Origin of the sequence: Arsenophonus apicola (genome assembly GCF_020268605.1) — a bacterium.
Lineage (GTDB): Bacteria > Pseudomonadota > Gammaproteobacteria > Enterobacterales > Enterobacteriaceae > Arsenophonus > Arsenophonus apicola.
Window position 1 is genome coordinate 266,766 of the sequence record NZ_CP084222.1, and the last position, 12,887, is coordinate 279,652.

Genomic DNA, 12,887 nt, shown 5'->3' on the forward strand with positions numbered 1-12,887 from the left:
AAATTTTATGCGATTTATTCCTATTATTTAACGGCAAAAGTTCATTACAGTTTACAATTCTCCGGCTTTTCTTGCCGGGTTACGCCTGGATGTATTTTTTGTTGTACTTCGTAATAGATTATTACTGGCAATATCAATTCGGGCTTGAAAGGGAGGAAATGGTAGTGTAATGCCATGCTGAGCAAAACCAATTAATATATTTTGATGAACTTCATTGCGGGCTGGCATCCTATGCCCCATTTCTGCCGCAAAGATACGTAATTCAAAGATTTGAATACCTTGTTGTAAATCAACCAGATATACCTCAGGTGCTGGGTTAGTTAAAATCATAGGTGTTTTTTCAGCGGCATCTAGTAAGATTTGACTGATCTTGGCGCTATCTACATCTGTGGGTGCAGGAATGGTTAAAACGATACGAGTGATGGTATCGGATAACGACCAGTTAATAAATTGCTCGGTAATAAATGCCTTATTAGGAACAATAATTTCTTTGCGATCCCAATCTGTCAAGGTTGTTGCCCTAGTGTTGATTTTGGTGATGCTACCCGTTAAGTCACGAATAGTGACGGTATCGCCAATACGAATTGGTTTCTCAAATAAGATCATTAAACCTGAAATGATATTAGTAAAAATTTCTTGTAGACCAAAACCTAGCCCAACGCCCATAGCAGCAATTAACCATTGCAGTTTTGACCACTCAATTCCGAGCATCGAAAATGCGACTAAGCTACCTATAAGCGCAATAGTATATTTAGTCAAAGTAGTGATTGCATAACCTGTTCCCGGAGTTAAATCAAGGTGTTGTAACAGGGCAAGCTCCAATAATGCCGGCAAATTTCTAATTAGCTGGGTAGTAATTATAATAATAAGAATAGTAATAAAGAGAGAACTGAGGGTAATAGGTTGAATAGTATCTACACCATTAACCGTAGTAGTTACATTCCAAAGCCGGACATTTTCCAGAAAAGAGAATGCTGAATGTAGTTCAGACCAAATTAAAATCAGTGAAACTAACGCTATCATGGTGAGAATAGAGCGCACTAGACCCAAAGATTGGGCACTGATTGTATCTAAGTCAATTGTACTTTCTTCAATATCGACTAAGGCTTCGCCACTACTATTAATATTACTATTATTGTCACCTTCATCCTTTGCCCGTTGAGCGAGAATATCAGCGCGCCGCTGTTTTGCTCTTTCAAACGCAATTTTACGCCGTTGGATAGACATCCAGCGGCGGATAATGTGATAAATAATTAGTAAAAAAAACCAGATTGCAACAGAGGTTTCTAGCCTGGCTAAAAGTTCTTCCGATGTTGACAGGTAACCCAATAGTGCCGCAACCGCAGAAAAAATTGGTGCGATGATCAGTAATAACCACAATATATTACTAATCGCATTCTCGCCCGAGCCGTGGCGATCTAAATAAAGAGGCACGCCAACTCGTTTGAGATTATGGGTAATCAAACTTAGCGCAATACAGAGTAATAAGAAGCATAATCTACCTAAGCTTGGGGCAAATTCACGGTCATTATAATATTCAAACGTAATCAAGGCCATCATTAACGGCACTATGACAAAAACTGATAGTTGATAATAACGCATCGCTCTTTTTACGTTTTCTTCTGACCAACCAAAATGAGAAATAAATAATCCATTTGGCAGTGCAAAAGTGGCACTAATCATAAAAACCCATAAAACCGGTGTTGTCGCTCTCACTCCAGAGCCAATAGCTGTCGCCATTGGAAATTGCCAGGCGCTTTGCAGGCCGTAACCAATCGCTGACCATAAGATAGGTAAAGGAAGTGCGATGAGAATAGACCAAAATACGGTTCGTAAGGTTAGAGCAAAGCGATCCTGGGTTACTTTACCGATACGTGTGCTCGCGCGAAGCAGAAAATTATTATAATGCTGATGAGTACTAATGCTGAAAATGACGATAGCAACAGCAGCCAGCAGGTACAGCAAACTATCCTGGCTGGCGAAGATAACTCTAATTGCTCCGCTGAGTTGAGATAGTGTATCTAACGATAGTAAGCGCGTCAGATCTTTTACTATCGTTATCGGATAGTTAAGATTTATAGGATCGGTATCCGCGATCCAGAACATATAACGATGGGTTGCATCTTTGATATCTGTTAATGCATCGGTTAATTGGGTTGCTGCAACGTTGAGCTTGGTTAATTCCAATATTTCACTGTCATAACCAGAAATTATTGAGCTTAATAATTCTTTCCGGGTTTGGATGAGTGAATCATAAATTTGCTTTTGTTCTACGGTGAAATTTTTTGTTTCGGCTTGCTTCTCTTCGTTCTCTTTATTGTTGGGGTTGAGATTTTCCAACATATCTTGGTACTTCAGGCGATCAATGCGCTTGTTGACAATTTCTCTGTCAATTTGCTGATTTTTTGGGATTTCAGGCAAATGGTACAACTGAGCGCGTAGTGCTTCACCCAAAGTAGTTGAACCGCTTAACCATTGGGCTTGCTCGCGAATGGTGCCAAGTGCTTGGCGAACGGTTAGTATATCACTGGAAGTTTGGCGTTGCCTTTGTTCAATATCATTTATTCTGTATGCTTGTTCATTAAGCCGTTGTGATAATTTACGATTTAGTTGCAATTGTTCTGTTAAAAATTGGGGAAGTTCTCCTCCTTGAGCAGCAAGCATTTCAGTGTGTTTAAGTGCCAGTTGCGCTTTCTGTTGGCGTTGAAAGTTTAGATGATTTCGCAGTTGTTGAAGCTCTTGATCGATTTGCTGATAACGTTTTTTAAAAAGCTCGATGCGTAAGCGTGCAATTTCTTGGCGATTATTGGCTGAAAGCTGTGCTATTTCTAGTTCATTGGTTTTTGACTTTCTTGCCGTAACTTCTGTTTGCGCTAAGTTATATTGTGCTTCAGCTAAAGGAGAAACCGGAACAGGCAGGGATTCTAGTCTTACAATAGAGTCAGAAAGCAGGCGGCGAGCCTCTAATAATTGTTGAGGCAAGGTTAAAAGTGAGTCGCTGATTTCACGATTTCTATCCTGTTCTTGCTGAATTTGTCTGCCTTGCTCAAGTAATTGACTACTCGCTTGCACAATACGTTGCTCAAGTTCCAGAATAGTTATATTGGTTGGTATAGTAACTGTTTTATTGCTTTCAATAAGAAACTGTTGTTGTAATTCTTTTATGATTTTGGGGAAATTATCAATGGTTTCTTGATAAGCGCGGGTTTTTTTCTCTGATTCTTGTGCCTCTGATAACCAATTGAGCGCAACTTGTAATGCCTGAATAATCTCTGCATTTTTGGCATTTTTATTTGCTTCAAGTTGTTTAATCTCTTTTTTAATCTGTATTTCATCAAGATTAATCGCTGCAAATGCAGGTATCGTGATAAATAAGAGACTAAATAGTATGCAGACTATCAGGCGCACAATAGGGTTCCTCAGATAAAATTATTCAGATCCATCTATTAAATTTTGTGGATTAGTATGTTGCCCAGTATTTGGATCAATTGATTCAGCTAATAATTCGCCAACTCGAGTTATGCTTTCTGGCTCTAGTACAGAATTAAGTTTGATATGGTTAGATTCAAACAAATTGATAACGGTTGAGCCGAGTTTGAATTTTCCCATTTCTTCGCCTTTTTTCAGATAGACTGCACCTGTCTTATCTTTTCCTGGGTAAGTCCAGCGTTTGATAATCCCTTCCCGTTCATTATTGACGCAGCCACACCAACTAGTATCTATACTTCCGACAATGGTTGCTCCTATTAAAATTTGTGCCATTTTCCCAACGCGCGTGTCAAAAATACAGATTAGACGCTCATTGCGGGCAAAAAGATTGGGCACGTTTGTTGCAGTTAGTTGGTTAACGGAAAAGAGATCACCAGGAACATAAATCATTTCAGTTAGTAAACCGTCGCAAGGCATATGGACACGATGGTAATCACGTGGAGATAAGTAAGTAGTTACAAACGTCCCATTACGAAATTTATCGGCCAATAGATGATTACCGGCTAATAATGCCTCTAAACTGTAAGAATGACCTTTAGCTTGTAAGATCTGATCATCTACAATTAAGCCTAATTGGCTTATTACACCATCAGCAGGTAGAGCAAGTTGATTGTTGCCTACAACAAGAGGGCGAATATTTTCTTTTAATGGGCGAGTAAAAAATTCATTAAAGGTAGAATAAGCTGAAAATTCGCTTTCTTTTGCTTCTGTCATATCAACTTTATAAAATTTAGCAAAAAGCTTAATCATTAACTGAGTAAATCCAGCCGCTTTTTGCTCTGCCAGCCAACCAGCTAATTGTGTTAGCCCTTGTTTTGGTAATAGATATTGTAGTTTAATCTTTATTTTTTCCAGCACATTAACCTCTAGTCTGATTCTAATGTTATTGGGTTGTAATCAAAAAAAGATAGCCATTGTACCTATGCTTTTTATGAATTCCATGGTTATATTTATAACTATTTATTATCTATAAAAGGTCTACGTGGTTTTATTTGTTCCATGCCTGCTAAAATACGATGATAGTTTTCAAAACGTGATTTTGTTATTTTTCCAGCAGTTACTGCCTCTAGCAAAGCGCATCCAGGATCATCTAAATGCTTACAATCACGAAATTTACAGTATCCCAAGTATTGCCTAAATTCGACAAACCCTTTAGTTATTTGTTCCTTTGTCAGATGCCATAAGCCAAATTCACGAATACCTGGTGAATCGATAAGATCGCCTCCTTTAGCAAAATGGTAAAGACGCGCAGTTGTTGTTGTATGCTGACCTAATCCTGAATTATCAGATACTTGGTTGATTAAAATTTTTTCTTCATTATTAGGTAGTAAGTTATTTATCAAACTAGACTTACCAACACCAGATTGCCCGACAAAAATAGATATTTTTCCTATAAGGAGCTCAATAAGTTTATCTATTCCTTCATTAGTATGGCTAGAAACCTCTAAAACTTCATAGCCAATATTATGATAAAGTTTTATTACTTTACTAATCTCTTTCCTGTTCTCTTTATCGAGCAGGTCAATTTTATTTAAAATAATAATTGGTGCAATATTAAGTGTTTCGCAGGCAACCAAATAACGATCAATAATATTTAACGATAATTGAGGTAAGATGGCTGAGACAATGATCGCTTGGTCGATATTAGCCGCGATTGGCTTGAGTCCGTCATAGTAATCGGGGCGAGTCAAGATGGATGATCGTTCATAGACTGCTTCAATGACACCGTTAACTTTTATATCAGATTGCTGATATAGCGCAGGACGCCAAATAACACGATCACCTGTGACTAATGAATGGATTGTTCGACGAATATTGCAGCGTTGAATGTCACCTTCATTTGTTTCGATATCTGCATGCTGACCAAAACGGCTAATAACTAACCCGTCTTGAGGAATGCCAAGTTGATTATCATCAATATCTTGCTGGGATTGTTTTTTTAGCTTAGTTTGATGGTTTGCATGTATTCGGCGTTGTTGGCCTTTGGTAAATTTCTTTTTAGCCACCTGACCTCACTAGTTTTATTGGTTTGTTGATTGCATTCATTATCAAAAGTTATCATAGTTGTGCTTTTAAGAAGCTATCATACACTAAGTATTGCATGCTTTCAGTTTAGAATGGAACCCAGGATATAACATGGTCAATCGAGAGAACAATTTGATTTGGATAGATTTGGAAATGACAGGATTAGATCCAGAACAGGATCGTATCATTGAGATCGCAACAATCGTCACTGATTCCAATCTAACTATTTTATCCGAAGGGCCAGTGATTGCCATTCATCAATCGGCGCAACAGTTATCTCTTATGGATGAGTGGAATGTTAAAACGCATACTGAAAGTGGGCTGATTGATAGAGTTAAATCTAGTCAATATGATGAAAAAAAAGCAGAGTTAGCCACAATAGCTTTTTTAGAAAAATGGTTACCTAGGGGCGTTTCACCTATTTGTGGTAATAGTGTTGCTCAAGACCGACGTTTTTTATTCAAATATATGCCTGAGTTGGAAAAATATTTCCACTATCGTTATTTAGATGTCAGTACCCTAAAAGAGCTGGCTCGCCGTTGGAAGCCTGATATATTGCCCGGTTTTACAAAAAGGAATACCCATCAGGCTTTAGAAGATATACGGGAATCTATTGCAGAACTAGTTTATTATCGCCAACACTTTATCAATCTTTAAGTCGAGTTATTATTATGCTGATTATGAGCGATTTGCTGTTTTAATCAGCATTTAGATTAAAAATAGATTTTTTATGGCTAAAAGTACTTGTCTGTTCGGCAATTTTTCGTATAATTCGCAACCCATGGTGATTGGTAATATTGTTGTTATAAATATGCGGGAATAGCTCAGTTGGTAGAGCACGACCTTGCCAAGGTCGGGGTCGCGAGTTCGAGTCTCGTTTCCCGCTCCAAATTCTCCTTTATCGTAATCAACTTAAAAGTCTGTGATATAATTTATTGTTTTTTTTCATATTTTTCATTCTGTCAGCTTCTTCTTCACTCAAAGTTTAGTGGCCATTTATACCTATTTTGTTGGTGAATTTTATTTTTCTGTTTTGAATTTTATTTAATTATAAGAATAAAATTTTTTGTTGCACTCTGATAAAAAGCGTCTATTTTTAAATAGGAGATTAGCTACCAAAAGAAGTCATATTCTTGTTCCATAGTCAACAATTATATAGCTAGTCGAGATAAAATTTATTTGAAAAATCGGGCACATAGGACTTGCAAATCGTATCTGCTAGGCATAGAATTCCACTCCCCCAATTTTGAAGTAGGTGTTACGGCATATACTTTATCAGTGAAGTGAACCATGTGGTGTCATTCTTGGCAGGGAAATTGTTTTAGTATTTAAAATGTATTTTAGGTGAATAGATGTTGTTATCTACATTAATCTTAGAAATTTTATGGCTAAAGCTGCTACATTTTCTTAGTTAAAATGTTTTAATAACTTATTCATTTACAATTGAATTTTGGTTATGGCACGCAGTGTCTCCTTTGCTTTGTTGCACAGAGTTATCCACAGGCAAATACATTTTTTATCGCTATCACTATTGTTGCTTTTCTTCATAAATATCATTTAACCTATTGAAAATACTGTAAAAAATATTTATATTTTTTGATGGTTGATTATATAATTATTTTTCATGGTCAATGCATTTTTATTTTATACACAAGTAAAATTGAAGTATCTAACTCTTGAAAATATTAATGTTAAAAACCAGATATTGCAGACAAGACGCTATTATTATTTTGATAATGTTTTTACTGATAACGAAAATGTTATTTTATTGATATATTTCAAGGTGTAACTATCTAAAACAATATAATATTTTTTTACTAGCGGGTATTTATTTATGTTTCGATATATAGCACCTGTTTAGTCATGTAAAAAAGCTACTCTCAATTAAATAACTTTAATTGTTTAACACAAGAAAATTTCATAATGTTATTTAATGAAGTTTTATCTACTAATTATTTAGCAACAATATTACATAAAAAACATTAACTTTTTGAAATTAATCAAAAATTTCATATGTTTGTTTTTTATATAAATTTGTTCACTTCAAATGATAGAATATTGGTAAAAGTAAGTAACTGAAAAAGATTAACTAGTTAAATCATAAACATATGATGTAAGTAATATTGCTAAAAATAACATTAAATATCGCTATAATAGTCGGTAAGTAATAGTATTTTATGATATATTTTATGAGTTAAACTATTAAATAAAAAATTACAAAAAATGGCAATATTTTTATGAAAGAACTTATATTATTGCTTGCTAATGAAAAAGCAACAATAGCTTTAGGGCATCGTTTAGCTCATCTTTGTCAGCAATCTTTTATTCTTTATTTGTATGGCGATTTGGGCGCCGGGAAAACGACTTTTAGTCGTGGTTTTTTGCAAGGTTTAGGTTACCAAGGACATGTAAAAAGTCCAACTTATACGTTAGTTGAATCGTATTTATTGGCTCCTAATCCCGTTTACCATTTTGATTTATATCGTTTAACTGATCCTGAAGAGCTTGAATTTATGGGTATTCGTGATTATTTTGATTGGCAGGCCATATGTTTAGTGGAGTGGCCAAAAAAAGGTGAAGGGATATTACCATGCGCTGATCTTGAACTCTATCTATCATATGACAATAATGCAAGACAAGCACGCTTTGTCGCGTTATCAACATATGGGGAAACGTTATTAGAAAAATTGTCGTAATAGGAATACTAATCATGATGACGACTTCGATGATTAATATAATAAAAAGATGGCAAACTCATGTATTTTTTTTATTAATGACAATGATACTACATAACAACTTATTGTTGTCTAGTGCACAGGCTGCAACTTTATCCAATATTCACGTCAATGATAATTTATCAGAAGCAAAAGTCACTTTACACTTTGCTGCAGGTAATCCAGAGTACCGTTTTTTTCCACTCCATGAACCTGAGCGTTTAGTTATCGATTTCCGTCAATCTGATCAGGTAACTGGATTGCCAATGAAGTTTATAAATAATAATTTGGTTAAAGGGGTTCGTACTAGTCAGCCTCCGAATAGTCAGTATCAACGTATTGTTATCGAACTGGCAAATGCAGTGACAGCAAGTGCGGTAGTTGAACAAATAAATCATCATTATCAAATAGTTTTTACCTTAAAGAATAGTCATGCTGGCGCATCACAGCCTCAGATATCTCAGCCAACAACTGAAGTAATCAATAAATCGTTAGCAATTAATTCACAAACTGAGAAAAAGTTAGCCAATTACTCTCCAGCCCCCTCAATATATAAAAATTTACCTAAAGGAACCCGGCAAGTTGTCGTGGCAATTGATGCTGGGCATGGTGGTAAAGATCCCGGCGCAATTGGGCAAAATGGTCATCGAGAAAAAAATATAACAATGAGTATCGCGCGTAAATTAGAGAACTATTTAAAAGCGGATCCGATGTTTAAGCCGGTGATGACTCGCAATGGCGATTATTTTATTTCTGTAGCGGGCCGTTCAGAAGTGGCACGACAAAAAGCAGCTGATATGCTCGTTTCAATTCATGCTGATGCAGCACCTAATAATCGTGCTCGAGGTGCTTCTGTTTGGGTTCTTTCCAATCGAAGAGCGAATAGTGAATTGGGTAATTGGCTTGAACAACATGAGAAGCAATCTGAATTATTAGGTGGTGCAGGTGATGCATTAGCTAATGGTGCAGATCCATATCTTAGCCAAGCTGTTTTAGATTTGCAATTTGGCAATTCCCAGCGTGTAGGTTATGCTGTCGCGGTAAAAGTACTAACAGAATTAAATAAAATTGGTAATATCCATAAATATGATCCGGAGCATGCCAGTCTTGGGGTACTTCGTTCTCCTGACATTCCATCTATTCTTGTGGAAACAGGTTTTATTAGTAATATTTCTGAAGAACGTCTTTTAGTTTCTGATGATTATCAGGAACGTTTGGCAATAGCTATTCATCAAGGATTACGTAATTATTTTATCCTGCACCCCTTACAAGCAGCGCCAAAATGATGGAATACCGCAGAGGTCATTATGTCAGCAATACAAATTCTTTCTCCTCAGTTAGCTAATCAAATTGCTGCGGGTGAAGTTGTTGAACGTCCATCATCGGTTGTGAAAGAGTTAGTCGAAAATAGTCTTGATGCTGGCGCCAGTCGTATTGATATTGAAATTGAGCGTGGTGGTGCAAAACTCATTCGTATTCATGACAATGGTAGTGGTATAGCCAAACAAGATTTAACACTAGCGTTGGAGCGACACGCTACTAGCAAAATAGCTACGTTAGAAGATCTTGCCGCTATTATGAGTATGGGGTTTAGAGGAGAAGCGCTGGCTAGTATTAGTTCTGTTTCTCGTTTAATACTAACTTCACGCGTCGAAACACAAACAGAAGCCTGGCAAGCTTATGCTGAAGGGCGTGAGATGAATGTTACGTTAAAACCGGCTGCTCACCCAATAGGAACAACAGTTGAAGTTCTTGATCTGTTTTATAATACGCCAGCTCGCCGTAAATTTTTACGTACTGAGAAAACCGAATTTAGCCATATTGATGAGGTGGTACGTAGAATCGCCTTAGCGCGTTTCGATGTTGCAATTAACTTGCACCATAATGGTAAATTAGTGCGCCAGTATCGTGCGACAAAGGGTGAAGAACAATATGAACGACGTCTGGCTGCTATTTGCGGTAGTACTTTTATGCAAAATGCGCTGCAATTATATTGGCAACATGGTGATTTAGCAATTAAAGGCTGGATCACTAATCCCTATTTAGGTAAGACTGCTGAAATTAAATATTGTTATGTTAATGGTCGCATGATGCGTGATCGATTAATTAATCATGCCATTCGCCAGGCCTATGCTGATCGTCTGCCAGAAGAGCAGCAAGCTGCTTATGTTCTTTATTTAACAATTGATCCTCATCAGGTTGATGTGAATGTTCATCCAGCCAAACAGGAAGTTCGTTTTCACCAAGCAAGATTAGTTCATGATTTTATCTATCAGGGTGTGAATACGGTATTAAGCCAACAACAAAACCAAAAACAATTTAATCAAGTCGCTGTTAGTTCAAAACAGGAAACTCATCCTGTTTTAGGATTGCAAAATCGGTTAGCTGCCGGTGAAAATTTTTTCGCCTCAAATGATTCAAAACCGCATTTAGTTGTAGAAGAGCAAAAAGCGCAAGCAATAACAGAATTAAATGCAACTAGCCAAATTTCGCCATCGGAAACGACGGCATTTTCTTGTTACAACAATGGAAAAATCGCTAAAAAAATCTATAACAAAAAACAGGGCGAGCTTTATCAGCAATTGATGCAAAATGAGCCATGTAAACAAGAAAAAATCCCACTTTTTCCAGAACGAAACCCCATAGAAACTGAAAAATTAGCAGTAAAATCGATTGTTGTTGAAAAAAATGATAGAAATTATACATTTGGTAAAATATTAACGATTTATTCTAAAAATTTCGCATTTATTGAATCATCATTTGGCATAGGTTTGTTATCATTAGCGGAAGCTGAGCGATATTTGAAACGAAGTCAATTAATTCCTACTGACCAAGGATTAAAATCTCAACCTTTACTTATACCAATAAAACTTGCATTAACAGAAAAGGAAATTGAAACTTTTTATCGAGTAAAGGTATTATTAACTACATTAGGTTTTGACATTAATATTTCTCATAACAAAGCAACAATTAGGGCTGTATCTTGTCCCTTGAGATCGCAAAATTTGGCTGAATTATTTCCAAAGCTGTTGGAATATCTTGCTCAAAATTCTTCTTGTCAGGTTAAGGAATTAGTTGTTTGGTTAGCAGATCATTTAGTAAATGAAAAGCAAGTGTGGACGGTTGCACAAGGGGTACAGTTACTAGCGGATCTTGAGCGAGTTCACCCTGAATTAGTTAAAGAACCACCGAAAACATTACTACAACTAATTGATTTTGAATCGTTGATAACGGCTTTAACCCATGAGTAAACAGATTTTTCAACCTAAACCGCAAGCGATTTTTATAATGGGACCAACGGCGTCGGGAAAGACAGCATTGGCAATGGCATTGCGTCAAAAATTACCTGTTGAAATAATTAGTGTAGATTCTGCGTTAATATATCGCGGCATGGATATAGGAACAGCGAAACCAACACTGGAAGAGCAACAAATTGCTCCACACCGATTAATTGACATTTTGGATCCTTCACAATCTTATTCTGCGGCAGATTTTCGCCGTGATGCTTTAACAGAAATGGAAAAAATTGTTGCTTCAGGTCGTATTCCCTTACTCGTTGGAGGGACTATGCTATATTTTAAAGCGTTGCTAGAGGGGTTGTCACCCTTACCCGCAGCCGATGTTACAATTCGGGCAGAAATTGAAATGCAAGCGAAGCAATCTGGTTGGAAGGCAATTCATAAACGTTTGCAAGAGGTTGATCCTATATCGGCAGCTAGAATCCATCCTAATGATCCGCAGCGCTTGTCTCGAGCCTTGGAGGTTTTCTTAGTTTCTGGAAAGAACCTGACAGAATTGACTAAAATTGTAGAGGCAGAATTACCTTATAATGTGTTACAGTTTGCGATTTCACCACAAGAACGTAAAATTCTTCATCAACGTATCGAGATGCGTTTTCTACAAATGTTGAATGCAGGTTTTGAGGATGAAGTTAGTGCTCTTTATGCTAGGGGGGATCTCCATCAGGATCTACCTGCGATTCGTTCCGTTGGTTATCGTCAGATGTGGTCATATTTGTCTGGTGAAATCAACTATGATGAAATGGTTTATCGTGGTATATGTGCAACACGTCAATTGGCTAAACGTCAAATTACATGGTTAAAAGGATGGAAAAACGTGCATAGACTTGATAGCGATGATATTAAGGGAGCTCTTAACACAATATTGCATCTTATTAGTGCATAGGTTTGCTATTTATGTACAATTGATGGTAAAGGCACAATTTTTTGAGTAGTTAATTTTTTCGAACCATAAAGGTTCTTAGTTAAAAACAACAAAATAAGGAAAATAGAGAATGGCTAAGGGGCAATCTTTGCAAGATCCGTTCCTAAACGCGTTACGTCGTGAAAGGGTTCCGGTTTCCATTTATTTGGTCAATGGCATCAAATTACAAGGTCAAATCGAATCATTTGATCAATTTGTTATTTTACTGAAAAACACAGTAAGCCAAATGGTATATAAGCATGCTATTTCTACTGTAGTACCTTCTCGTCCTGTATCTCACCATAGTAACCAAGGGGGTAATACAGGCCTAGGTAATTACAATACAGGTAATGTGGCAGTTCCACAGGATAGTGATGCGACTGAATAATTCAGTTAATTGTCTGAACAAAAAAATACAGATAAAGGGAACTTTATCTGTATTTTGCCTGTTTGGTA

General features: G+C 36.7%; 9 protein-coding genes and 1 tRNA gene. 7 read left to right on the forward strand and 3 right to left on the reverse strand.

Annotation, left to right across the window (positions count from 1 at the left end; all coding sequences use genetic code 11):
• Positions 1-51: 51 nt before the first annotated feature.
• The 3 genes from mscM to rsgA all read right to left on the reverse strand — a co-directional run bounded on the left by mscM (position 52) and on the right by rsgA (position 5,495).
• The gene (gene mscM / locus LDL57_RS01115; RefSeq protein WP_180558544.1) at positions 52-3,408 is read right to left on the reverse strand and encodes a miniconductance mechanosensitive channel MscM; all 3,357 of its coding nucleotides are present in this window, start codon (positions 3,406-3,408) and stop codon (positions 52-54) included.
• 21 nt (positions 3,409-3,429) lie between these two features.
• Positions 3,430-4,347: an archaetidylserine decarboxylase gene (gene asd / locus LDL57_RS01120; protein WP_180558543.1), complete on the reverse strand. Its 918-nt coding sequence runs from the start codon at positions 4,345-4,347 to the stop codon at positions 3,430-3,432.
• A 98-nt stretch (positions 4,348-4,445) separates the two neighbouring features.
• Entirely contained in the window at positions 4,446-5,495 is a 1,050-nt protein-coding gene (gene rsgA / locus LDL57_RS01125; RefSeq protein ID WP_180558542.1) for a small ribosomal subunit biogenesis GTPase RsgA, read from the reverse strand.
• Between the two features lie 130 nt (positions 5,496-5,625).
• On the opposite strand from rsgA, the gene orn reads away from it, so the two are divergent.
• The 7 genes from orn to hfq all read left to right on the forward strand — a co-directional run bounded on the left by orn (position 5,626) and on the right by hfq (position 12,819).
• Complete coding sequence (gene orn, locus LDL57_RS01130; RefSeq protein WP_180558541.1) at positions 5,626-6,171, forward strand: oligoribonuclease; 546 nt, start codon at positions 5,626-5,628, stop codon at positions 6,169-6,171.
• 156 nt (positions 6,172-6,327) lie between these two features.
• Positions 6,328-6,403 (forward strand) — tRNA-Gly (locus LDL57_RS01135).
• Positions 6,404-7,751: 1,348 nt separating this feature from the next.
• Positions 7,752-8,210, forward strand: a complete 459-nt coding sequence (tsaE, locus tag LDL57_RS01140) for a tRNA (adenosine(37)-N6)-threonylcarbamoyltransferase complex ATPase subunit type 1 TsaE (RefSeq protein ID WP_180558540.1) — start codon at positions 7,752-7,754, stop codon at positions 8,208-8,210.
• Between the two features lie 14 nt (positions 8,211-8,224).
• Complete coding sequence (gene amiB, locus LDL57_RS01145) at positions 8,225-9,514, forward strand: N-acetylmuramoyl-L-alanine amidase AmiB (RefSeq protein WP_180558539.1); 1,290 nt, start codon at positions 8,225-8,227, stop codon at positions 9,512-9,514.
• A gap of 21 nt (positions 9,515-9,535) precedes the next feature.
• Entirely contained in the window at positions 9,536-11,479 is a 1,944-nt protein-coding gene (gene mutL / locus LDL57_RS01150) for a DNA mismatch repair endonuclease MutL (protein ID WP_225506806.1), read from the forward strand.
• Positions 11,472-12,413 (forward strand): tRNA (adenosine(37)-N6)-dimethylallyltransferase MiaA, encoded by a 942-nt coding sequence (gene miaA / locus LDL57_RS01155; protein ID WP_180558537.1) that lies wholly within the window; start codon positions 11,472-11,474, stop codon positions 12,411-12,413. Before mutL ends, miaA begins: the two co-directional genes overlap by 8 nt.
• Positions 12,414-12,522: 109 nt before the next feature.
• On the forward strand, positions 12,523-12,819 hold the full coding sequence (gene hfq / locus LDL57_RS01160) for an RNA chaperone Hfq (RefSeq protein ID WP_026821863.1): 297 nt from the start codon (positions 12,523-12,525) through the stop codon (positions 12,817-12,819).
• Positions 12,820-12,887 lie beyond the last annotated feature (68 nt).

Excerpts from the sequence above, each read along its gene's own strand:
- orn (WP_180558541.1), top strand. The coding sequence starts at position 5,626 with ATGGTCAATCGAGAGAACAATTTGATTTGGATAGATTTGGAAATGACA.
- tsaE (WP_180558540.1), top strand. The coding sequence starts at position 7,752 with ATGAAAGAACTTATATTATTGCTTGCTAATGAAAAAGCAACAATAGCT.
- amiB (WP_180558539.1), top strand. The coding sequence starts at position 8,225 with ATGATGACGACTTCGATGATTAATATAATAAAAAGATGGCAAACTCAT.
- mutL (WP_225506806.1), top strand. The coding sequence starts at position 9,536 with ATGTCAGCAATACAAATTCTTTCTCCTCAGTTAGCTAATCAAATTGCT.
- miaA (WP_180558537.1), top strand. The coding sequence starts at position 11,472 with ATGAGTAAACAGATTTTTCAACCTAAACCGCAAGCGATTTTTATAATG.
- hfq (WP_026821863.1), top strand. The coding sequence starts at position 12,523 with ATGGCTAAGGGGCAATCTTTGCAAGATCCGTTCCTAAACGCGTTACGT.